The 23,216-nt window shown below is 68.9% G+C and carries 19 protein-coding genes; 3 read left to right on the forward strand and 16 right to left on the reverse strand.

The features are described from left to right. Window positions 1-450 precede the first annotated feature (450 nt). Window positions 451-957, reverse strand: coding sequence for a hypothetical protein (locus AB1824_03240; protein MEW5763969.1), 507 nt, complete (start codon window positions 955-957; stop codon window positions 451-453). 434 nt (window positions 958-1,391) lie between these two features. On the opposite strand from AB1824_03240, the gene AB1824_03245 reads away from it, so the two are divergent. From AB1824_03245 to AB1824_03255, 3 genes are all read left to right on the forward strand, one after another. After that, window positions 1,392-2,327 (forward strand): DUF4097 family beta strand repeat-containing protein, encoded by a 936-nt coding sequence (locus tag AB1824_03245; protein MEW5763970.1) that lies wholly within the window; start codon window positions 1,392-1,394, stop codon window positions 2,325-2,327. A 126-nt stretch (window positions 2,328-2,453) separates the two neighbouring features. Next, window positions 2,454-2,930, forward strand: a complete 477-nt coding sequence (locus tag AB1824_03250) for a glycine zipper 2TM domain-containing protein (protein ID MEW5763971.1) — start codon at window positions 2,454-2,456, stop codon at window positions 2,928-2,930. A gap of 199 nt (window positions 2,931-3,129) precedes the next feature. Next, a complete protein-coding gene (locus tag AB1824_03255) occupies window positions 3,130-4,386 on the forward strand; it encodes an alpha/beta fold hydrolase (GenBank protein MEW5763972.1) in 1,257 nt (418 codons plus the stop codon). 103 nt (window positions 4,387-4,489) lie between these two features. Here the strand turns inward: AB1824_03255 and AB1824_03260 are convergent, their stop codons facing one another. From AB1824_03260 to AB1824_03330, 15 genes are all read right to left on the reverse strand, one after another. Then, a complete protein-coding gene (locus AB1824_03260) occupies window positions 4,490-5,863 on the reverse strand; it encodes a 4Fe-4S binding protein (GenBank protein ID MEW5763973.1) in 1,374 nt (457 codons plus the stop codon). Between the two features lie 69 nt (window positions 5,864-5,932). Beyond that, entirely contained in the window at window positions 5,933-6,706 is a 774-nt protein-coding gene (locus AB1824_03265) for a 4Fe-4S binding protein (GenBank protein MEW5763974.1), read from the reverse strand. An 83-nt stretch (window positions 6,707-6,789) separates the two neighbouring features. Further along, the gene (locus AB1824_03270; GenBank protein ID MEW5763975.1) at window positions 6,790-7,473 is read right to left on the reverse strand and encodes a Crp/Fnr family transcriptional regulator; all 684 of its coding nucleotides are present in this window, start codon (window positions 7,471-7,473) and stop codon (window positions 6,790-6,792) included. 252 nt (window positions 7,474-7,725) lie between these two features. Beyond that, a complete protein-coding gene (gene mutY, locus AB1824_03275) occupies window positions 7,726-8,895 on the reverse strand; it encodes an A/G-specific adenine glycosylase (GenBank protein ID MEW5763976.1) in 1,170 nt (389 codons plus the stop codon). After that, window positions 8,892-9,398: a chemotaxis protein CheD gene (locus tag AB1824_03280; GenBank protein ID MEW5763977.1), complete on the reverse strand. Its 507-nt coding sequence runs from the start codon at window positions 9,396-9,398 to the stop codon at window positions 8,892-8,894. Before AB1824_03280 ends, mutY begins: the two co-directional genes overlap by 4 nt. Beyond that, a complete protein-coding gene (locus AB1824_03285) occupies window positions 9,388-9,615 on the reverse strand; it encodes a hypothetical protein (GenBank protein ID MEW5763978.1) in 228 nt (75 codons plus the stop codon). Before AB1824_03285 ends, AB1824_03280 begins: the two co-directional genes overlap by 11 nt. A 35-nt stretch (window positions 9,616-9,650) precedes the next feature. Beyond that, entirely contained in the window at window positions 9,651-10,892 is a 1,242-nt protein-coding gene (locus AB1824_03290; GenBank protein ID MEW5763979.1) for a LeuA family protein, read from the reverse strand. Between the two features lie 25 nt (window positions 10,893-10,917). Continuing rightward, the gene (locus tag AB1824_03295; GenBank protein MEW5763980.1) at window positions 10,918-11,700 is read right to left on the reverse strand and encodes an enoyl-CoA hydratase-related protein; all 783 of its coding nucleotides are present in this window, start codon (window positions 11,698-11,700) and stop codon (window positions 10,918-10,920) included. A 14-nt stretch (window positions 11,701-11,714) separates the two neighbouring features. Beyond that, the gene (locus tag AB1824_03300) at window positions 11,715-12,905 is read right to left on the reverse strand and encodes an acetyl-CoA C-acetyltransferase (GenBank protein ID MEW5763981.1); all 1,191 of its coding nucleotides are present in this window, start codon (window positions 12,903-12,905) and stop codon (window positions 11,715-11,717) included. Next, entirely contained in the window at window positions 12,902-13,696 is a 795-nt protein-coding gene (locus tag AB1824_03305) for a cyclic nucleotide-binding domain-containing protein (protein MEW5763982.1), read from the reverse strand. The genes AB1824_03300 and AB1824_03305 overlap by 4 nt, the downstream gene beginning before the upstream one ends. 60 nt (window positions 13,697-13,756) lie before the next feature. Continuing rightward, the gene (locus tag AB1824_03310) at window positions 13,757-17,431 is read right to left on the reverse strand and encodes a tetratricopeptide repeat protein (protein MEW5763983.1); all 3,675 of its coding nucleotides are present in this window, start codon (window positions 17,429-17,431) and stop codon (window positions 13,757-13,759) included. Next, window positions 17,428-21,090, reverse strand: a complete 3,663-nt coding sequence (locus AB1824_03315; protein ID MEW5763984.1) for a DUF3857 domain-containing protein — start codon at window positions 21,088-21,090, stop codon at window positions 17,428-17,430. Before AB1824_03315 ends, AB1824_03310 begins: the two co-directional genes overlap by 4 nt. Continuing rightward, window positions 21,090-21,959, reverse strand: a complete 870-nt coding sequence (locus AB1824_03320) for a radical SAM protein (GenBank protein MEW5763985.1) — start codon at window positions 21,957-21,959, stop codon at window positions 21,090-21,092. The genes AB1824_03315 and AB1824_03320 overlap by 1 nt, the downstream gene beginning before the upstream one ends. A 73-nt stretch (window positions 21,960-22,032) precedes the next feature. Then, entirely contained in the window at window positions 22,033-22,689 is a 657-nt protein-coding gene (gene tsaB, locus AB1824_03325) for a tRNA (adenosine(37)-N6)-threonylcarbamoyltransferase complex dimerization subunit type 1 TsaB (protein MEW5763986.1), read from the reverse strand. A gap of 73 nt (window positions 22,690-22,762) precedes the next feature. Next, window positions 22,763-23,167 carry a DUF4870 domain-containing protein gene (locus AB1824_03330; protein ID MEW5763987.1) on the reverse strand — a complete coding sequence of 135 codons (405 nt, stop codon included), beginning with the start codon at window positions 23,165-23,167 and terminating at the stop codon, window positions 22,763-22,765. Window positions 23,168-23,216: the final 49 nt, after the last annotated feature.

Below are 23,216 nucleotides of genomic sequence, written 5' to 3' on the forward strand. Positions count from 1 at the left end.
CCCCCCCCCCCCCCCCCCCCCCCCCCCCCCCCCCCCCCCCCCCCCCCCCCCCCCCCCCCCCCCCCCCCTCGGTCCCGGTGTGGAGGTCGCCTCCGAAGAATCCGGCCCGCCCGCAGGGCGGACGGGGCGAAGGGTCGGGACGGAGAAGCGCGTGCGCTTCGACGGAACGGGCCGAGCCCCGGAGGAGGCGCCGAAGGCGCCGGGCCGGAGAGGGCGAGGACATTTAAGATTTGGGATTTGGGATTTCGGATTTGGGACTTGGGATTTGGGAATTGGGAATGAAGACGGCGCGATCCACGGCGTCTCGTGACACGTGCCGCAATAAGCGAGACGGAAGACGCCGACGGCGGAGACCGCGCAGGGAGGCCTTCAAAGCGGGCGGCCGCGCAGGGCCGCCCCTACGAAAGATCGGCGTCTGGCGACGCCTCCCACAGAGGCGGGCGCGGGCGGCTACCTCAGCTTCTTGAGATCCACCTCAATCTCGAGGGTCTTCCCCTCGGGTTCGGTGACGACGATGGAGAGGAAGGTCGCGCCGGCAAGGTCCTCGGCGTCGAAGGAGAAGGTCTTGAGCGCCTGGTAGTAAGGTTCGGCGTAGAAGCCCACCTGGCGGAGCCTCGTGGTCACGTGCTGGCTGGCGATGGGCGTCAGGGACTTGGCGTCCGTTTTCAGCGCCGCCTGGACCGCTTCGGCCTGCTCCCGCCCCCGCGCCATGGACGAAACCTCCAGGGTGACCACGCCGGAGGTCAGGAAGGGCAGGGACCGCTCCAGGGTCATGGCCGCCTCGTCCTTCTCGTTCCTCTGGACGAAGCCCGCCGTCTGCGCGAAGGGCGTCATGAGCCGAATTTCATGGTCGAAATTGCGTGACCGCTTGCTGAAATAGTAGGGCTTGGCGTCCAGGTTGAGGTCCTTGAGCTCCTGGAGAAGGGAGGGCCACTGGGCCGCATCGCACCCCTTCACGAGCCTCCCTCCCGCTCCCACCGATAGACCCACGCAAAGGGCCGCACAGACAAGGCACACCGCCGCAGTCCTGTTTCGTCGAAGCTGAACCTTCATAGGGATTCCTCCAAGCCGACTCGCGACTCCAACGGCCCCCTGCGGCCCGCGGGACCGGGACTAGCTTCGTGATCAGGATACCTTAAGTCCGAAAGGCGCAACAGCCCCCTGAATTCGTGGGACCCCAAGGGCCAGGCGGACGATCCGCCCTCATCCCCCTCCGGCTCCAGGAGCCCTACGGCGTTTCAATCCGCCGGGTTTCGCGGCGGTTCGTTTGCTCGGAAGGATTCCGCCCGCCCTGGGTTGAAACTCGCTCCGCCGCACCTGCGTCTAATGCAACATCCGAAGGCCGCCGGGCGATGGACCTGGCGGCGCTTCGCGCGAGGGAGACAACGTCCATGAAAACGCGCGCGCTACTCGTCGCCATTTCGGGATTCCTGATGGCCCTCTCCACGCTGGCCGGAACGGCCAAGCTTCACAAGGAGCACCGCTTCGCTCCCAAGCCCGGGGGCGCCTTCAAGGTGGAGGCCTCCTTCCACGACGTCTCCGTCACGATCAAGGAGGGCGCAACGGAGGTGGCCGTCGTGGTGGACGCCGAGCTGACCTCCTGGCCCTCGGACGCGGAGGAGGCCCTGGCGGCCTACGCGCCGGTCTTCCAGGAGTCGGGCGACACGCTCCTCGTCCGGTGCCGCCCCAAGTCCTCCATGCACGTGGGCTTTTTCAACGGGTCCGGTTCGGTGGTGGTGGTCCTGCCCCCCGGAATGGACCTGAACCTGGACACGGGTTCGGGCGAGATCACCCTCAAGGGCGAGAACCCGGACCGGGACCTCACCGTGGACACGGGCTCCGGGGACGTGCGGGTCGAGGGCTCGTGCAAGAACCTGGAGGCCGACGTGGGCTCGGGCCGCGTGGTGGTCCGCTTGTCCGCTCCGGCGGGCCGGGTGGCCGTCGACACGGGCTCTGGGGACGTGGAATTCCATGGAGAGGCCTCGGAATTCCGCGGCGACACCGGCTCCGGCTCCATCCGCGCCGAGGGCCTCGTGGGCCGGGCCACCTTCGACACCGGCTCCGGCGACGTGGAAGCCGTCTGGAGCAAGGTCCCCGGGGCCGTTCGAATCGTGGCCGACACGGGGTCGGGCGACGTCTTCCTGACCTTTCCGAAGAACTCCCGCCTCGGCGGCGAAATCGAAACGAGCTCGGGGAAAGTGCGGTGCGACTTTCCGGGAACGGCCGACGAGCAGGGAAAGTCCTTCGCCTTGTCCGGAGGGGCGGGCTCCGCGGACCTGCGCGTGGACACGGGATCGGGCGACGTGCGCGTGATCTCCGCGCCTTGACAGGCCCTGACCCATCGGCGTGTGGCCCGGCTCACGTTTTTCCGGTCCGCTCCGGCGTTATAGTTAAAGCGATGGAACCGCGCGCCGGGAAGCAATCGGGCGTTCTCGGTTCCCGGAGGTGACCCGATGCGTCGCACGACAGCCGTCTTGGGATTACTCGCTCTGCTTGCCTCCACCGCCGCCTGCGTGGCCAGCCTGTCGGGACAGGCTTACGGGCGCTCGGACGCCCGTCTTCCCATGACCGTCCAGCGCGGGGTCGTGGACAGCGTCCGCCTGGTGAAGATCGAAGGGACCCGCTCGGGGCTCGGCGGTCTCGCCGGCGCGGTGGCGGGCGCCACCGTCGGGTCCGGCGTGGGCGGCGGCGCGGGCCAGGCCATGGCGACGGTGGCGGGGGCCATTCTCGGCGGCCTCGCGGGCTCCGCCATCGAGCAGGACGCCACCACCCGCCAGGGCCTCGAAATCGTGGTGCGCCTCGATTCGGGCCCCCTGTACGCCATCGTCCAGGAACAGGCTCCAGGCGAGACCTTCACGCCCGGAGAGGAAGTCGAGGTCCTCACCGCCCAGGACGGCTCCATGCGGGTCCGTCCCAGGCCCGGCCGCTGATTCAGGCTCGGGCGGGGGGAGGCCGGCGATCCCCCGAAGAGGAGCCGGCGCCCCCCGACCGCAACCCCGCCCTCCCCCTTCTCGTAAGAGCCCAAAGAGACGGGTCCCCTCCGTCCGGAGCCAGTCCAGGTGGGCGGCGAGCGCGCCTCCGCGCTCCCGCCGCCGGCAGGGACCCGCGGCCTCATCGAGGGGGTCTGCCATGGTGCGATGGTCAACGCTGTGTGCCGTCCTTGCGGGTCTTGCGCTCCTGTCGGGTTCGGGGGCTCGGGCGCAGAGCCCGGCGCCTCAGGACGAACCGCCCGTGCAATCGGGCTTCGTGCCCGTGGAGAACGGCCGCCTGTTCTACGAGGCGGCCGGCCGGGGAGAGCCCCTCCTGCTCCTCCACGACGGGATTCTCCACCGGGAAAGCTGGTGCGGGCAGTTTCCCCAACTGGCGGCCCACTACCGGGTCGTCCGGTACGACCGCCGGGGGTTCGGGCGGTCCGACCCGCCCGCCGCCCCCTACTCGAGCGTGGCGGACCTCTTCGCCCTCATGAACGCGCTAGAGATCGATCGGGCCATTCTCGTGGGGTGCTCCTCGGGAGGCCAGCTGGCCGTCGATTTCGCCCTGGAGCACCCGGAAAAGGTGCGTGCCCTCCTCCTCGAAGGCGTCGTGGTGAGCGGCGCCCCCCTCGCCCTGAACCTCGTCCTGCGCGGCGGCCGCCGGGACTACGGGGCAACCCAGAGCCCCGAGGAGGCCACGGCGTACTGGACCGGCACGGACCCCTTCTTCCTCGCGCCCGAGAGCGTGGACGCGCGGGCCCAGGCCCGCGACCTCCTCCTCGCCAACCCCCAGAACTGGCGTCCCGAGAAGAACCGCTTCGAGAGGCCGCCGCGCCGGACCGCCTATCCGAACCTTCGAGAGCTGGACCTGCCGGTCCTGATCCTGACGGGAGAGTTCGACATCGCGGACGTCCACGCCCAGGCGGGCGTCCTGGAGCGGGAGATTCCGGGAGCGCGGAGGCTCGTCGTCCCGCACTCGGGGCACCTCGTCCACATGGAACAGCCCGCCGTCTTCAACCAGGCCGTGCGCGATTTCTTCGAGACGGGAAGGCTCTTCCACCTCCTCCGGACGCGGGACGCCGAGGAGGCCTTATCCTACTACCGGGACCTGAGGAAGCGCGTCCCGGGGATCCTCCCGCTGGAGGAGGCGGAACTCAACCTGGAGGGGTACCAGCTCCTCGGCCAGGGGAGGGTGAAACAGGCCGTGGCCGCCATGCGGATCGGCGCCGACCTGTATCCCGACTCTTGGAATGCCTACGACAGCCTCGGCGAAGTCCTGCTCGCGGACGGACAGCGGGAAGAGGGCATTCTGAACTACAGGAAGTCCCTCCGGCTGAACCCGGGAAACACCAACGCCCGGGACGTCCTCGCTGGGCTGGGAGTCCCCATTCAGGAGCCTCCCGCCGGAGAGTAGACCGCCGAAGGCCCCCCGGCGGAAGCCACGGTACGCGGGCGCTTGGGCGGGCTGCCCTGTCCTTCGAGGCGCGCGAATTCGCGTGAGGGGCGAATCACGGGATTTACAGCATGGTCACGCCGAGGAAGACGGCGTGGGTGGAGACGGCGAGGAGGAGGAAGAGGCTCCGGGCGCGCGGGGCGGACAGGCCGGGAAACCGATAGCCGATCTGGCCGTCCTTGCAGCGGCTGAGGCAGTCCCCGCAAAGGGTGCACGAAAAGCCCGCGCGACGCGCCGCGATGTCCTGGAGCGTGAGGGCGCCGTACCGGCACACGGGCATGCAGGCGTTGCAGTCGGTGCACATCTCTCCGATCTTCAGCCGGAAGGGAGAGATTCGTCCCCCCAGATTCGCCAGGAGGCCGATGGGGCAGAAGACGGTGCAGTGGGCCATGGTCCCCGTTTTCCGCGACCAGAGAACCATGAGGACCACCCCCAGGGCCCCGAAGGCCACGCCCGCCGACGCCGCGACCCAGCCCGGAACGCCGAGGTGGCGCAGGAGGAGGGCCGCGCCCGCCACGGCGCCCAGGAGGCCCCACCGCAGGCCCTTCGTCCACGCGGGGAGTTCGAGGGGGCGCTTGCGCGCCGTCGAGGCCCTCAAATCCCAAGCCCCGATGTAACAGAGGTGACTGCACCAGGCGGGGCCCACGAGGAGGAGGGTCGCCCCGAAGAGAACGGGCATGAAGAGGCCCTCCCCCCGGAAGAGCGGCGCCGCGACGATGAGGGCCGGCACGGGCGGGTGGATCTTTTCGGCGTTCAACAAGAAGCGGTCCCATCCCGCGAGGCCGAGGGCGAACTGCCCGAGGACCACGACGGACAGGAGCGTCCAGACGCGCTTGCGCCACACGGGCTGGGCCTTCCGGTCGTTCATCCGGCCGGCCACGAAGGCCGCGTAGGTCCCGAGAAGGAGCGCCTCCGGCGCGCCGCCTCCGGGAAAGAACCGGTCCAGGAGGAGCATCCCGGCGGGCGCCTTGGCGTGGAGGAGGAGGAGAAGCCCAGAGGTCAAAAAGAATGCCCCCGACGAGAGGGAGGCCGAATCGGCGCCGCGGGAGAACCGCGTGCGCAGCGAGGGGACCCAGAATAGGCCCGCCGCTCCCGCGGCCAGGAGGGAAACGGCTCCCAGGATCAGGACCATCCGGAGGAAGGGCTCCCCCGCCGCCTGCCGCGCGTGGGCGATCCGGAGGCCCGTCAAGAGCCACAGGCCCGCCCCGTGGAAGAGGAAGACGACCGCCACCCGGCGCACCCAGGCTTCCCGGAGGAGGAACAGGAGGGGGAAGAGAGCGCAGGCCGCCGCGATCCCCAGCCTTCCCCCCCGCAGAAAGTGGGCCGCCACGAGCCAGGCGGACAGGACGGCGGGGACGAGGGCCGCGCTCCCGGCCCATCCGCCCGAGGCCGCCCCTCCCGCCCGACTCGCCAGCTCCGATTGCGTGTTTTCCGTCAAGCCCGCCGCCCCAGATTCTCTCTCCGAATTCGCCGGTCCCTGGATGTTCCGCTCAACGGGCCCTGCCCTTCACATCCACTCCTGATCGAGGATATCACCCCGAAGGCCCACCACAACGCGCTTCACGGGAACCTTGCGCCGGGCCAGCCGAAGGGCCTCGGAGGCGAGGTGCACGAGCCCGCCGCAACAGGGGACCTCCATCACGAGGACGGTGAGGGTGTTGATCCGCGCCTCGTCGATGAGGGACACCAGCTTTTTCAGGTAGATCTCCTGGCCGTGGTCGAGCTTGGGACAGGCCACGGCCAGGGCCTTTCCGGCCAGCCAGCGGGAGTGGAAGTCGCCCATGGCGAAGGCCGTGCAGTCCGCCGCGAGGAGCACGTCGGCCTCCCGAAAGTACGGGGCCCCCGGGGAAACGAGGTGGAGCTGGACGGGCCACTGGCGGAGGGCCGACGGGGCGGGGCCGGAGAGCGCCTCGGCCGCCGAGGGGGAAGGCCCTCCGAAGGAGAGCGTGCGGGAACCGGGACATCCCCCTCCCCCCGCGTGGACCGGTGGGGCATGGAGGGGAAGGGGCGTCGCGAAGGATGTCGCGGCGACGGGACCCGTGCGGCCCAGGTGCGCCGCCACGGCCCTTTCGTCGAAGGCTTCCGCCTCGCGCTCCTCCACGGTGATCGCTCCGCGGGGGCACTCCCCGAGGCACGCGCCCAGCCCGTCGCACAGGACGTCCGCCACGAGCCGCGCCTTTCCGTCCACCACGCGGATCGCACCTTCCGCGCAGGACGGCACGCAGACGCCGCACCCGTCGCACTTCTCCTCGTCAATATGGACCACCTTGCGCACCGCCATGGCCGTCTCTCCTATGAAGATGGAGAGCATAGGCCCGTGGAGCGCGCGGCGCCTTGACCCAGGTCAATCCGGCGCGGGAGGCGTTACAGGCCTTCCAGCCCGGGCCGGTCCAAGATGCGCACGGTGCGGCCCTCGACGGAGATGAGCCTCTGGCGCTGGAGCTTCGCGAGGGTCCGGCTGAGGGTCTCGGGGCTCATGCCCAGCCGGCTCGCGAGGGTGCCCTTGGCCGTTTCCAGCTCGACGCGGTCGCCGCCGGCTTCCCGCTGGAGGGCCAGAAGGTGCCTGGCCAGGCGGGCGGCGACCTCCTTGAGGGACAGGTCGTCCACGAGGTCCACCAGGGCCCGAAGGCGGCGCGAAAGGATGGCCAGCATGCCGAGAAGGATCTGGGGACGCCGGCCCGCCAGTTCGAGAAACGCCGCCCTGGCAAGGAAGAGGCTGTCCACGCGGCCGAGGGCCGATGCCGTCGCCGGATAGGCCCCCCCCTCGAAGACCGGGACTTCGCCGCAGGGCTGGCCGGGGCCCAGGAGGTGGATCACCTGCTCCCGGCCGTCCGCCCCGAACCGGCTCACCTTCACCTGCCCGGTCAGAACCAGGAAGAATCCGGCGGCTTCGTCCCCCGCCAGAAAGAGCACCTCGCCCGCCTCGTAGCGCCGGGCGGAGGCGATGCGGGCCAGGCACTCCAGGTCCTGCGGGGCCAGGCCCTGGAGGAGGGGGCTCGCCCCGAGGGCGGCGGCCCTGGACGGAGCATCGAGAGTTAGCGGCTTCATGGGATCGGACCCTCCACGCGAAAGTCTACCCCTTCGGGCGAGAACCCGAACAGCCTCCGGGCCCCTGGCGTTCAGAGCCATCCCAGGGCCCAGGGAGGCCCGGGACCGAAGCGCGGACGCGCTTGCGCGGAAGGGTCAAGTCCAGGCCTCCCGTGCCGCGCCAACGGCGCGGCGCCCGTCCCGCCTTGCTTCAAAGTCAACAAGGTTGCATGTTTTTCGGAGGGCGTGCATCCAGGCCTGTCCCCCGGGGTCTCATTCCCTTTCCCCTTCCCCGAACGACGCCGGCTCTTCGGCCGCGCGGAGGTCCTCCGCGGCGAATCGGCGCTCGAAGATCCGGTTCGTGGCGGCCGGAAAGGCGAGGGACCCTCTTTCCTCCGGCAGGATCCAGCGGTGTGGAACAGCAGGAGCCGGGGGGGGCGATCCGGGGGCGAGACGGCAGTCGAAGGGGTGCAGGACCACCTTGAAGTGGCTGTAGGCGTGGCGCACCACCGGAAGGCCAGCCAGGATTTCGCAGTCCGCTCCCACCTCCTCGCGGATCTCCCGCGCCAACGCCCCCTCGGGGCTTTCACCCTCCTCCACCTTCCCCCCTGGAAGTTCCCAGAGGCCCCCGAGGAGTCCGCCGGGCGGCCGCTTGGTCACGAGAAAGCGGTCCCCCCTCCAGAGCAGGGCCACCGCCACGGCCCACTCGGGATGGGCCTTCCTCGCCCGCGGCACGGGGTAGGACTCGGGGCGGCCCTCGCCCGCGGCGGCGCATTCCCTCCGGAGGGGGCAGGTCGGACAGGCCGGCCGGCGAGGCCCGCAGACCGTCGCCCCCAGTTCCATGAGCGCCTGGTTCACATCGCCCGGAGGTCCGGATTGGACGGCGAGCCGCGAGAGGTCCCAGAGCCTCCGCCGGAGATCCCCTCCGTCGGGTTCGCCGAGGGCGAAGAGGCGGCACCAGACCCTCCGGACGTTTCCGTCCAGGACCGGCTCGGGGAGTCCGAAGGCAATGGAGGCCACGGCGCCCGCGGTGTAGGGGCCGAATCCCGGGAGACTCAAGAGGGCTTTTGCGTCCCGGGGGAATCCGCCCGCCGCGCGGATCGCGCGCGCCGCCTCGGGCAGGCGCCTCGCACGGGCGTAGTATCCCAGCCCCTCCCAAGCCTTCAGGACCTCGTCGGTCTCCGCCTCGGCCAGGTGTTCTAGGGTGGGAAACCTCCGGAGAAATCGCTCGAAGTAGGGTCCGGCCGTGGAGACGCGGGTCTGCTGGAGCATGACCTCGCTGATCCAGACCCGGTACGGATCCCGATCGCGCCTCCAGGGAAGGTCCCGCGCGCTCGACCGGTACCAGGCCAGAAGCCTTCCGACGGCCGCCTTCCAGGGAAAGGTCTCCGCGCCGCGGAGGGCGGCTCCGCGCTGGGCGGACTCGCCCGTCCTCCGTTTCATGGAGCGAGGGGGATTTCGAAGCGGCCTCCGCGGAGGGTCTTCACCTCCAGGCGAAGGTCGGGCAGGTGAAAGTACACGGTGCGGCCCTGGGTGCCGCCCACTTCCTCGGCGGCGATGGGGATGGCGGCCTCCTGGAGGCCCTGGCGGGCGGCCGACGCGTTCCGGGGCCCGATGTTGCTGTCCACGTCCTCCTCGGCCTGGAAGAGCCTGGCCCCCCCCACCAAGGCCGCTCGGAGCGCCCTCCGCCTGCCCCCCAGGGCTTCGATGCGGCTCACGAGGGCCCCGAGGGCCTCGGTGGCGTATTTGGCGGGAAGATCCGTCAGGAGGTCCTGCGGCGGCCGAGGACCGGGAAGGAGCACGTGGGCGAGGCCGCCGACCCTCGCCTTCGGGTCGTAGAGAACCAGGGCCACGCAGGATCCCAGCCCGTACACGACGAGCGTCGCGGTTCCGGCTTCGGCCCGAAGGTCCCCGATGTGGATGGCCGTTAGGGCATCACCCGCCAAGGAATTCCCTCACCTCGGGCTTCAGGAAGAGCCCCTCCAGGTCCACGCCCCGAATCTCCTTTCGAACCAGTTCCGCCTTCTCCTCCGCCTCCAGGGTCCGGTTGACGATGAGCACCCGCCGGCCCCGGACCCGGCACAAGGCTCCCGCGCTCCGGATGCGGGTCGTCTCCCGGAAATCGATGCCCATCTTGGAGAGGCCCACCTTGAGCTCCTCCAAGAAAGACTCCCATTCCTTCTTCGTCCGCCGCGGCGTCATGGCTCTTCGAGGCGCTGGAGGAGGTCGAAGATATCGTCGTCCGAAAGCATCGTGTCCGACTCCTTGGCGAGCCGGCGGATCGCCGCCACCCGCTCCTGGTTGACCTCCTCCCGGTGGTCCTGGAGCCACGCCACGATGTTGGCGTCGCCCGACATGGGGCCCACTTCGATGGTCTGCCGGCGGCCCACCCACGAGGCGGGGACCGCGGAATACATGAGGTCCTCGAGGCGGGCGTCCCCCATCTGGCGAGCCTTGAGGAGCGCGGAGGCGTGCACGCCCGTCCCGGTCCGGAAAGCGTCCTGGCCGAATACGGGGTAATTCCAGGGAATGGGAATGCCCGTCCACCGGGAGGTCCACGCCACGTAATCGGTGAGCCGGGCCACGTCCCGCGGCCACCCGCCCATGAGCTTGAGGTTCAGGATCACGAGGTCCAGGGGCGCGTTCCCGACGCGCTCGCCCAGACCCAAGGCGGAGCCGTGAAGGCGGTCGGCGCCTGCGCTCCACGCGGCCAGGGTGCACACGAGGCCGAGCCCGCGGTCCATGTGGCCGTGCCAGTCCACGGCGACGTCCTCGCCGCTCGATCGGGCCAGGGCTCGAAGAAACGCCAGCAGACGTTCCGCACCCTGAGGCGTGGCGTGGCCGACGGTGTCTGCGGCGCAGATCCTCCTCGCCCCGCTCTCGATGGCGGCGCGGTAGAGTTCGCTCAAGATGTCCGGATGGGTCCGCGTCGTATCCTCCGTGACGAACATGACCGGAAGCCCCGCCCGAACGGCCAGGGAAACGGAATCCCGCGTGAGCTTCAGGAGATGGGCGATGTCCCATCCTTCCACGCGGCGCCTCGCCGCGCTGCATCCGAGGAAGGCGGCCACCTCCACGGCGGTGCCGGCCCGCTGGGAGATCTCGATGATGGGCCGGATGTCCTTTGAAACCGTCCGGGCCGCGCAGTTGGGCCGGAGGGGAAGCCTGTGGCGAACGATCTCCTTGGCGAGGAGCACCGCGTCGCCCAGGGCCTGGACGCCCGAGGCGGGCATCCCGATGTCCACCGAGGTCACCCCGAGGTCGCACAGGATGTGGAGGAAGTCACGCTTGGCCTGAAGGGGAGGCGCTTTCGCGGACGGGCTCTGGAGGCCGTCCCGAAGGGTCTCGTCGTTGAGTTCGACCGTCCTCGGCGGCCCCTTCGCGGTCCCCGATTCCGGCGCGTTCCAGTCGTGGATCCAATCCGCATCGGAAGCCGTCATGCCATCCCCTGGATCCGGCCGCGCCTCATCGGCCCTTGAACTCGGCCTTCCTCTTTTGAAGAAACGCCGAGGTCCCCTCCTTCATGTCCTCGGAAGCGCAGCACAACCCGAAGAGGGTGGCCTCCAGGTAGCAGCCCTCCTCCACGGGCATGTCGAGCCCCGTCTGGACCGCTTCCAGGCAGGCCCGAAGGGCGAGGGGGCCCTTCTGGATCATCTTGGAGGCCATTTCGCGGGCCTTTCCCACGGACTGCCCCGGCGGCACCACGGCGTTCACCAGGCCCAGTTCGAAGGCCCTCTGGGCCGTGATCATGTCCCCCGTGAGAAGGAGCTCCAGGGCGGGCCCCTTGCCGATGAGCCGGGGAAGCCGCTGGGTCCCTCCGTATCCCGGGATCACGCCAAGGTTCACCTCGGGCTGGCCGAACCGGGCGTTCTCCGAGGCCACCCGCAGGTGGCAGGCCATGGCCAGCTCGCACCCTCCTCCGAGGGCGAACCCGTTCACCGCCGCGATCACCGGCTTCGGAAAGATCTCGATGGAGCGGAAGAGGTTCTGCCCGAAGAGGGCGAAGTTCCTCCCCGCCTGGGCGTCGAGGGAGGCGATTTCGGCGATGTCCGCGCCGGCCACGAAGGCCTTTTCCCCCGCGCCCGTCACGATGAGGGCTTTCACCGAGGCGTCCTCCTCCGCCTGGGCGAGCACCAGGGCCAGCTCCTTCAGCGTCTCCCGGTTGAGGGCGTTCAGCTTGTCGGGGCGGTTCACCGTGACCACGGCGATGTGGTCGGAGGCTTCGTAGGACAGGTTCGTCAGTTCCATTCAGGACTCCTCGTTCAGGCTTCGGGCGATTCCAGAAGCAGGGCCATCCCCTGCCCGCCTCCGATGCAGGCCGAGGCGACGCCGAGGCGAGCCCCTCGCCGCCTCATCTCGTACAGAAGGGTGAGGGTGAGGCGCGTCCCGGTCGCCCCGAGGGGGTGTCCGAGCGCGATGGCGCCTCCGTTCACGTTCGTGCGCTCCCGGTCCAGTCCCAGCGCCTTCTCACAGGCGAGGTACTGGGCGGCGAAGGCTTCGTTCACTTCGAACAGGTCGATGTCCTTGGCCATCAGGCCCTGGGCCGAAAGGAGCTTCTCGATGGCCGGAACGGGACCGAAACCCATGATTTCGGGAGGGACAGCCGCGTAGGACCACGCCCGAAGGTATCCCAGCGCGTGCCAGCCCTTTTCTCGGGCCGTCGACTCCTTGCACAGGATGACGGCCGCGGCCCCGTCCACGATTCCCGAGGCGTTTCCACCCGTCACCGTGCCGTCCTTGCGGAAGACCGGCCGGAGCTTGGCCAGGGCCTCGAGGGTGGTGTCGGGCTTCCGGTGGGTGTCCTCCGAGAATTCGTAGGCGCCCCGCTTCCGATCCTCCAGCCGGATCGGGGCCACCTCGTCGGCGAAGCGTCCCGCTCGGAAGGCGGCTTCCGCCGCCTGCTGGGACCGGAGGGCGAGTTCGTCCTGCTCCTCGCGCGTGATCCCGTACCGCTGGGCCAGGTTTTCGGCCGTCACCGCCATGGGCAGGTCGCAGTAAGGGTCTCGGAGGGATTCCATGAGGGTGTCCACCAGCGGGGCATGGCCGAGCCTCAATCCTTGCCGGAGGCCCCTCACGACGAAGGGCGCGTTGCTCATGCTCTCGGTGCCCCCGCACAGGACCGTGGCGGCCTCCCCCATCCGGATGAGGTGCGCCCCGCTCACGAGGGATTGGAATCCGGACCCGCACAGGCGGTTCACGGTGAGTGCGGGGACCTCGATGGGCACCCCCGATTTGAGCCCGATGTGGCGCGTCAGGTAGATGGCGTCGTTCCCCGTCTGGAGGACGTTCCCGAAAATCACGTGATCCACGTCGGCGGGGCCGACTCCAGCCTTCTCCAAGGCGGCCTTGGAAGCGTGGACCCCGAGGTCCACGGCGGAAAGGTGCGCCAGGTGGCCGTTGTACTCCGCCATGGGCGTCCGCGCGCCCCCGACGATGACCAGTCGATCCGTCATTCCATCCCCCCCTTTGCCGTGCGTTCGACGAACTTGAGCCGGAGCGTCCCGAAGCCCACCTGGATGCCCGACTTGATGGGCGTGAGCACCCCCGTCGGGATTCGCTTGCCTCCGATGAAGGTGCCGTTGAGGGTGCCGACCTCCTCCACGAGGTAGAACTGGCCGTTGCTGTGGATGACCTTGGCGTGGCGGCGCGACACGCTCCGCTTCACGTCCTCCTCCGTCAGGTCCACGTCCGGGACGATGCCCGTGACCGGGTCCCTGCGCCCGATGAGGGAGACGTCCTTGAAAATGCTGAAGACCCGGAGGGTCCCCTCCACGAGGAACTGGGCCAGCACCGGCGGCTTGGCCTCGGCGTCCTCCTGCGGCGGGCCCCCCGCGGGGAGTTCGGCCGGTTTCGGCACGTGCGTCAGGCCCTGCAGAAGCAGCGCGTTCTCGAGTTCGTCCGTGGTCTCCCTGAGCCTCCCGGAGAGTTTTCTGAGCATTCGGACGGCGATCTCGATGTTGCTCTGCACCATTTGATGGAAGGTGCTTCCGTTGATGACGATGATCTCGGCGTCCTCCACCACCTCAGCGGTGGCGGAGCGGGGCACCTGCTCCAGAAGGCTCATCTCCCCGAAGAAGTCGCCCTTCTCGAAGAGCCTCCGGAAGCACTTCTCCCCATTGATGGTGCGGTAGATCTCGACGATGCCGGACTGGACGATGAACATCTCCGAGCCGGGATCGCCCTCTTTGAACACCACGTCGCCCTTCTGGAAGGGCACGACAAAATCCTTCAGCGGATGGCCCATCCCCGTCCACCTCACGCGTGGGCTCAGTTTAATGCAAGGGCCGCCCCCGCGAAAAGCCCGTCATGGCGGAAGCGTGACCGAGAGTTGTCCCGATTCGGCGTCGTCCACGGCCTTCAGGAACGCCAGAAGGTCGGCGTAGCGTCCGGGCCAGACCACCTGGCTCGGAACGGCGAGCCTCCTCTGGACGCGGATCTCGTTCGTCTCCCTGGAAACCCTCAACACGTATTCTCCAAAGGGACCGCGAACGTCCTTGTCCGTCGGCCGAAAAGAAGCCTCGGCCCCCTCGGGCAGGCGGAAGGCAATCTCCTGCCGAAGGAAGATCGGCCCTCCGGTGGCGAGGGGAAGCTGCCTCTCCTTGAGACTTCCAAGGGCTCTGCCCAGGTGGAACGCGGGCAGGGGGTCCGCCGCCGTGAGACGGTTCCCGTCCTTGACCGCGCTCCCGTGAATCACCGCCGTGTAGGACCAGACCACGGGCCCCTCCGGGGATTCCAGGTTCTCCAGGTGATAGTCCTCCAGGTCCACGCTCCCGTACCGATGGGAGACCGCCATCTGGATGGCCCTTCGCCACTGGTCCTTGGGGACCTGCGCCAGCGCCGAGCGCATTCCCTCGCTCGCGTCCGGATCGAGCTCCGCCCGATAGGTCACGCGGAAATCACCGTCGGGACGGATTTCCCGCGTTTCCCGTTCGTAGGCCCTCTCCCAGGGTCCGAAATCGGCGGGGATGGACTCGACCTTCCAGGGCTCCCTGGACGTTACGGGAAACGCCTCGGCGCCTTGAAGGAACCAGGGGAGGACCGAGGGATCCCGGCGGGGCCCGGAAAGGGTCAGGTACTTCGCCCCCGAGGGAAGCCCGACCTTGACCACCGGAACCCTGAACTGCCCCAAACGGGGGAGGCTCTCTCGGGACACCCGGTCGGGGACCGGCTCGGCGAGAAGAACCTCGAAGGGGAGGCCCGCCAGGGTCAAGTAGGCGCAAAGAAGGGGCAACCGCCCTCCCTGGCGCGTCAGGAGCGTCTGGGTGGGGTCCTGCCAGGACCCGTCGTCTTCTCCGTCCACGTCCTGCAGACAGGATTTCCAGAGCGCCTTCAAGACCTCTTCCCTCGATTCCAGGCCGCCGGTCGTTTGCCGAAAGCGCCTCTCGATTTCCGGCGTCACCTGGTACGTCCCGAGGATGCTCTCCCGCATGAACAGGGCCACGTCCTTCCAGGTGATGGCCCCGGCGGCCTCCACCATCGGCACGAACAGGAGTTTGTTGGGGGTGTCCGGCTCGGGCGGGATCCTGGGCATGTCGCGGTAGGCCCAGCGGCTGTAGGCGTTCGGACCGCGAAGCCCCCTCTCGCCGGGGCCCGGGAGGTTCTTCTCCAGAAACTCCATGGCGAGTCCGGGGGGGTACTCGACCGTCCACTCCGTGCGGTGGAAAGGCTTCTCGATGTCCTGGAAGAGGAAGACCTGGGACGTGATGTAGCTCCCCTCCTTGACCCGGTTGGGCGGACGGAGGGTGATGTACTCGAACTCCACGAGGTCCCCGGGCTCGAGCCCCTGCAGGCTCACCGTGTCCTTTTCAGGAATCTGCTCCGGTTCAAGGACCCGGCCGTCCGGCTTCACGGTCCGGAGGGAGAGGAGGATCTGGCCGGGGATCTGCTGTTCGCCCTCCCGGTCCACCCCCTCCTTGTCATTGATCCTCAAGATTCCGTGGTATCTCTCCACCGAGGACCCGTCGGGCTCGATCCGGCTCAGAAGCTGGTCCAGAATCAGCGACGAAGGCGCTTGATCCGGCGCCTCGCCTCGGTCTTCCGCCAGCACCGTCTCGAGGTCCAGGTGACGGTCCTGGAAGGGCAAGGGTTCTCCCAGGGCCATGCGGGCCAGATCCACCTGAAAGGCCTCGGGACGGGCCTTCTTCAGGTTGCTCCAGGCCTGTCGCCCGCCGGCCTCGTCCTCTTGCAGGAAGGCGCACCGGGCCAGATCCAGGGCGATGCCCACGCTCGCCGGGTTGTCGGCCGCGAGCTTCTCCAGCGCGGCCCGCGCGGCGGGGTAATCGCCTATTTCCATGTCCACACCCGCGATCCGAAGGGCGAAGGACAGGTCGCGATCCCCCCACCGGTCCCGCTCCTCCACGAGGAGAGCGCGCAACCCGGCCAGGTCGCCGGTTGCCTCGAGGTAGGACTCCCGTTCGGGATCGGCCCGGCGCAACTTCTCCAACCTCTTGATGGCTTCCCTCTGTCTGGCCCGGTCGCCCAGGTCGTGAAAGAAGGAGACCCACGCCGATTCCACGCTTTCGCACTGCGGATGCCCCGCCGCCACTTCCTCGAGCACGCGGCGGGCCATGGTGTCCCAGCCTCTCGCGTGGAGCTTCTGGGCGAGGGCCAGCCCCCACCGCGGATCGGACGGAGCCTCCTTCATCAGGTCCCTCAGCACATCCAGGTCCTCGTCCCCTTCGGAGCTTTCCCCCAAAAGGAGCGCCTTGAAGAAGCGGGCGGAGGGACAGCCGGGCGCGCCGGCGAGGGCGCGGTCCACGGCCCTCTCGGCCCGGCTCTCGGCGATCTTTCGCGGCAGGTCGTCGGCCTCGAAGAGGTACATTTCGGCGGCGAGGAGGTTCCAGATCGGGGCCCCTCCGGCATCCTCCGCGGCGTTCTCCATGAGGATCCGGCCCCCCGCCACGTCTCCCCGCCAGCGGTGCCACAGGGCCGCGAACCCCGGCCGCCTCGGATCCGAGGCGGAGAAACCGGAGGTGAAGGCATCCACGAATTCGCCTTCCGGGACAAAGCCGGTTACGGGGGACGGGAGGTCGCCGGGCTCCTTGAGAAACTCCACGGGCAGGGGATTCCCCTCGGGGTCAAGAAGGGCCGCGTATACCCCGTCGCCGGGGCCGGAGGCCAACACTTCCAGGGTGAGCCGGTGTCGCCCCTCCTTCAGGGCCACCCGCAGGACGTTGGTGGGGTTCTCCTGCCTCTTCAGGAAGTCCTTGACCAGGAGCGGCCGGCCGTCCAAGAAGACCCGGAAGGAGCGGGCCGCGTTGAACATCAATAGGGCTTTACCCGAGGCGGACACCCGGAAGGGCACGCAGGCGTAGTAGCGGGAATCCCTTTCCTGAGCCATGGCATGAAGGGGGGGACGCACCAGGGGGCTGTCCAGGGACGAGTAGGTCCAACCCCCGAGGGCGTTCCAGTCGGGCTCGGCGGCCGGGCCTTCGGTGAAGGCGGTGCGGGGCCGGTCCGTCAGGGGACCGGTGAAGAACGCGCCGGGCAGGAACCCCGCCGCCCGGAGAGCCGAGGCCCTCTGCGAAGGCTCCCCCCTCCGGGAGGCCAGGTTGAGGGCGAGCCAGCGGAGGTTGATTCGCACCATGGGGTCCATGGATCGGGCCGAGGATAGGGCGGGAAGGGAGTCCTCCACCAGCCGGGTCGTGACCTCGTTGAAGGCGGCTCCCTCGCTCAAGAGGTCTTCCAGGAGAAAGGCGAGGGGATGGTCCGGGGCGCTCTTGAGCCCTTCCGCCGCCGCCAAGAGGGCCTTCTCGGGCTCCCCCACGGACCTCAGGACGAAGGCAAGGCCGAAGGCGGAGGAGGCGTCGCGAGGATCCTGTTCAACGCAGGAGCGAAAGGCCTTCTCGGCCTTTCGGAAATCCCCCCCCTCCAGGAGGATCCGCCAACCTTCCCCGGCCTCCGCCGCCAGGAAGGCGGCACTCCACAAGCCGGCGGCCACGAGGATCGTCCATCTTCGAAGAAAGGCTCCTTTTCTCATGGGGTGCCTCCCTTCGGGCGAACACGAAGCCTCTCCGGAATGACCCGATCCACCTGCTGGCAGAAGTCCCGAAAGGCCGGGTAATCCTGAGGTTCGATCCGCTCCGCCGCCACCGCCACCGTGGTCACCACCCGGACGCCTTCCGCCTCGCGGGTGATCGTCCGCTCCACCTTCCCGAAGGCCGTTTCCAGCCGCACGGGCGGCGGGGGAATCGCCTCGGCGCCTCCGGGAAGGGCGTACGTGACGTCGTACGTCTGGTGCCAACCGTGGTCGAGCTGGAGAGGCAGGGAGCGGCGCTCGAGGGTGGCCAGCCGGGAAGAGAGGTCCAGCCTGCCCATCCAAAGGGGGAGGCTCACGATTCCTGCGCCGTCCGGCCGCGCGGCCTGGCCGAACCGGCCCACCATTTTGATCCGGAGCGGGGAAGTGAGGCTCCGCATGTCGCTGGATTCGGCCGCTGTCAGCCTGGAGCCGGGGAACGTCCCCGAAAGGTCCCGTTCCAGCACTTCCCGGAGGGTCCCGGGGTCTTCGTACCGGCTCCGGATCCAGGCGCACTCCTGGCCCCGGACCATGACCTCGACGCTTCCCACGGCGTCGGCCGAGGCCGGGTCCATCTCCAGCCGGTAGACCGCCCGATACGTATTGGCCTCGGGACCTGCGACGGGGGTGCGCGCCGATCGGGTCCTCCCGTCGGGCCAGACGATCTGCACCCGGACTCCCTGGTCCATGTCCGGGAGTTCGTCCATGGCCGAATATTCGGCCGTCCCGTCCAGGTAGAGGTCCAGTTCAGGGACGTAACATATGGCGTGGTTGAACACGGCCAGGGAGGCCGGCTTTTCCGCGATCTCCCCGTTGTCGCGCGTCCTCACCAGCACCATGGCCGCGTCGAAGCCGGCCTGCCGGAGCAGGACGGCCATGAGCAGGGCCTTGTCCTTGCAATCTCCGAAGCGCCGCGCGTAGACCTGGCGCACCTTGTAGGGCAGGTAGCCGTGGACTCCGAATTCCAGCCCCACGTACCGCGTCTGCTGGACCACCCAGCGGTGAACGGCCCGGACCTTGGCCTCGTCGGAATCCAGCCCCGCGATGATTTCCGCCGCCTTCGCCCGCATCTCCGCGTCGGGCTCCCACTGGTCCTGGGTGAAGCGCGCGTACCAGATCCCCATGGCATCCCGGTCCTCGAAGGTGGATACATGGAGGTAGGAGGCCGTTTCCGTAAACTCGGGGGAGCCGGGCTCCCGCTCCACGGGGGGCAGGTCGCGGACGTTCCAGCGGTAGACCTTCTCCTCTCTTCCGGAAACGACCATGGGGGCGACGTCCAGACGCTCCTGGTGCAGATACAGGGGGAACCCGGACGGAAGGAGCAGGGTGTACTGCTTGGTGAGAACGGGGAGGGATTCCCCGAAGGGCACGAAGTCCCCGAAATACTGGCCGAACTCGTTTCCCTGGCCCACGTCGGAAATCCGGTATTCCACCCAGAGCAGGTCCCCGGGCTGGATGGAGGGAAAGGTCAGGACGAGGTTCCGGTTGCGGTAATAGAGCCGGACCTGAGGATCCGAGAGGGCATCGGTCACCATCACTTCCGAGTGGACCCTCGTCCCGTCGGCTTTCTGAATGGACGCCTCCAGGACCTGGACCTCCTCCCGGTCGGGATCGAAAGTCACGGACACGGACTGGAACCGCTCGGCGGAGGCCGAGTCGAGGATCTTCACCACACGTTGCACATATCGGGAGGCCAGCCCCGTGGATTGAACCTTCACGACCTCCGAATCCAGGAGAACGGCGGCGGGCTGGCCCGCGAAGGGCCCGAGATCCCGGGAAAGATCCTCCGGGGACACCCTATAGGAGGCCCAGAACTCCTCCTGGCGAGGGCTCAGAAAGGCCACCTTGCGCTTAAGCGCCTCGTTCTGGGGCATCAGAATCAGGGCCTGCCTGTACGCGGCGAGGGCCCCTTCCCGGTCTCCCAAGGTCTCGAGGACGTCTCCCAGGAGGTCGTGGCCCTGGGACCAATCGGGGCACCAGCCCAGAAGCCGTTCCAGGAGGGCCCTGGCCTCGCCCGGGAGGTCCAGCTCCAGGAGCCTGGCGGCGTAGGCGGCGGGAAGTTCCCGGTCGAGGGGATGGAGGGCCATGGCCCGCTCGAAAAGCCGGCGCCCTTCCTCCACGCGGCCACGGTTCATGGCTCTCTCGGCCTCCGAAGCCCAGACCCCGGGATCGTCCTGTCTCGCCTTCAGGAAGAGGTCCGAGAGCGCCTCCTCCTCGGACCTGGGCCCGAACCTCCGCAGAGCCGCCAGCGCCGCCGACCTCACGTCGGCGCAGTTCGGGTGGTCCTTCAGAAGGCGGCGAAGCGTGGCCGCCGCGGCGCCGTCCGAGGCGAACTGCATTCGGACCCTGGCCTCCGCGGCCTCCAGGGAGGGGCTGGCCGGATCGGCGGATCGGGCCCTTCTCAGCCATTCCAGGGCCGGAAAAGGCATGTTCCGGTCCATGTAGTGGGCGGCGAGACCCGCCAGGAGCGCGGGGTGCTCGGGGTTGGCCTCGACCCCCTTCTCCAGGGCGGCGCGGCGCGCGTTGTGGTCCTCCTCCGCGTCCGCGAGGGCCAACCACGCCAAAGGATCTCCGGGACGGGCCTCGGCGGCCTTCCTCAGGTACTCGATGTGGCGCGGGTCCGAGCGGTCGTGCCAGCGGAGACGATGAAGATAGTACCCATAGTCACCCAGGGCTCCCGGATCCCCCGCGTCGGCCTGCTCCTTCAGGAGCTTCTCGGGGTCGCGAAAGACGAACCCCTCGGCCGGAGCGCCGTTCTTCGCCAGAATGGCCTCGCGTTTCTCCTTGACCAGCCGAGGATCTCCAACGGCCTCCCATCCGCCCAGGGGGTTTCCATCGGGATCCGTGAGGCGGAGGGTGAAGTTCCACCCCGACTCCTGGTTGCAGAGTTTCACGAGGATCGTGTTCCAGCCCCTCCGGAGCGTGCAGCCGTAGGCGTACTGGTCAAAGGCCCGGCCCGAGTAGGTCCGACGGGAGCCCACGAGTTCCCCATCCACCCAAACCTTGTGCGCCTCGTTGTAGCCGCCCCGGAGGACGCACGGGGTGTCCGAGGCGACGCGCACGAAGGAGAGCGCGTAGCCGGTGACCTTCTCGGCGGGGTCGAGGACCTGGTCCAGGGGGACTACGCCCCCCGGCGCCGGCACGGGCAGAACCCTCCAGGAGATGGGATGGACCTTGCCCATGTACACGACGTCCATTTGCAGGTCGTTCTCGGGGGGGTAGGCGGCATCGAAGCCCGACTTGGATTCGTCCTCGAAGGGGCCCAGCAGGCTCCAGGCGCGGACGAAGGCAAGCGAGGCGTCCAGCGCTTCCGCCTCCTCGAAGTCCCCGCGCGCCCGCAACATGGCGGAAAGAACCGAGGCGGCGTGGGCCTTGACCTCGGGGGCCGAATCGGAGGCCGAGAGCAGGGCCCTCAGCCCGTCCTCCAACTCCCGATCCCCGTCCACCGCGTGGGCGAAGGACTCGGCCCGATACAACGCGCAGATCGCCCGGGGACCGGCGCGGTGTTCTTTCATGGAACGGATGCAGGCGGACTGGAGATCCGAAAAGGAATCCGCCCAGGCACCCGCCGGAAGGATTGCGGCGAGAAGAAGGGCGGCTCGCAGGATCGCTCGGTATGGCATCAAGTTCCTCTCAAGAAGGACGGACGGAGGGGGACGATCCCGGCCCTGGCCGCCGCCACGGCGGCGAGGAGCCGGTCCCGGTCCCTGGACAGGCGCCCTCCGATGGGCAAGGGGTTGGAGGCGTGATTGGCCCGAAAGACCGTGTCTCGAAGCTCCGAGTGCCGCAGGAGGATCTCCAGTTCCCGCAGGATCCCGAGGTCGTCGGGAAGGGAGAAGCGGCCGGCGGCGAGTTTCCTGAAAAGGGGGGCTTCCGGGACCGGATACCACGTGAGGGCCGAGAGGTACTCGGGCTGCATGAGGGAAACCACCTCGGCGCTGGCGCGGGCGTGGGCTTCGGATCCCTCGACTCCCCCGAGCCCCAGGAGGACCATGACCGAGGCCGCAAGGCCGGCGGCGCGTCCCTTCCGCACGGCGTCCACGATCTCCTCCGCCGTGGCGCCCTTCCCCACGGTCCTGAGCACGTCGTCGGAGCCCGATTCCATGCCCAGGTAGAAGAGGTCCAGGCCCGCTTCCCTCAGAACCTGGAGTTCGCTCCCCGCCTTGTCGAGCAGGTTCATGGGCGTGGCGTAGAGCGAGGTCCGGCGAAGGCGGGGAAAGGCGGTCCGCAGCTCCCCCAGGACCTCCACCAGGAGCTCCGTCGGAGCGGCCAGGGCGTCGCCGTCGCCCAGGAAAACCCTCGGACAGTCCGGCCAATCAGCGGCGGCCTCCCGAACCTCCTCCCTGATTTCAGCCAGGTCTCGGACTCGGTACGCCTTGTTCCGGTACATGGCGCAGAAGGTACAGGCGTTGTGGCTGCACCCCACGGTCACCTGGAGGATGAGGCTTTCGGCTTCGGATGGCGGGCGGAAGACGGGTTCGACGTAGCGCATCAGGCCTCGGACCACCAGTATAGGCCAATCGCCGAAGCCTTGCACGGGGCCCGGTGCCCGCCGCTCCGATCCCCTACCCTGGAGATCGAACGTCCGGGGCCCGCACGTACAGGGGCGCCAGGGGCTCTCTCCTACGACCCTCCAGAAGGGCTTCCCAGGCATGGACGGCGGCCGGGACGGCCAGGTTGGGAACCTCGGCGAGGAGGCGGCAGGAGGCCTTCCAGCCCCCCACGAGAGGTACCCCGTCCCCCACGGCCCAGGCGGCGCTGGCCGCCCTCTCCGCCGCATCGGCGGGCGATAGGGCCAGCGGGGGTCCCAGGGCGCTCACGGCGGCGCCCGCGCGCCGGAACCCCTGAACGTAGACCTCGCTCCGCCGCGCATCCAGGAGAGCCAGCCCGTCTCCCTCCCAGGCGACGGCGCGGGCTAGGGCCTCCAGGCTCCCCATCCCGAAAACCGGCAAAGCCAGGGCCGACTGGAGCCCGAGGGCCGTGGAGATCCCCACCCGGAGCCCCGTGAAGGAGCCGGGCCCCGTGACGATCCCGAGGCCCGCCAGCTCGCCCCTGTCCCTCCCCGCCTGGCGCAATACCCGATCCATCGAGGCCAGGACCCTCGTCGTGTGGGTGCGCACCTCCTCCCCGTGGCTGGCCAGCAACCGGCCGTCCCCCCCCACGAGGGCCACGTGGAGCCACCTCGTGCACGTATCCAGACCCAGAACGAGCGCGCCGGACAAATGCCGTCCTCCGACGAGAAGAGGGGCCCGCGCCGCGGGCCCCTCGCTCAGGACCGCGTCCCTGCGGCCCGGATCAACCGAACATCTCGGCGATCTTGTGGACCAGGGGGATCTCCCACTTTTCGCCCTTGAAGGCCTTCATCCAGGCCATGATGTTCACGACCAGCATGAAGATGAAGAGCCCGCACATGATGCAGGGCGTGAGGAAACCGCCGATGCCCATGGTGACGGCCCCGAGGACCATGCCCAGAACGATGGAGACGAAAACGCCGATGACCCAGAGAACCAGGACCACCGCGGCAAAGGCCAGACCCTCCCGGCCGTGCCAGTACACGTATTCCTTCTGGGGGTCGCTGCGCTTGTCCTTGAACATGAAGAACGGAACCAGCGCGAGGATTCCGAAATACGCCAGGAACAGATGGATCTTGTCTTCGTCCGCGTACGGCTTCGCGCCGCCGACCATACCGGGGTCACTCATGGCCACCTCCCTTCCCAGTGAAATCAGTATACGCCCTCTCGTCGCTTTC

This window comes from Acidobacteriota bacterium (assembly GCA_040752915.1).
Classification (GTDB): domain Bacteria; phylum Acidobacteriota; class UBA4820; order UBA4820; family DSQY01; genus JBFLVU01.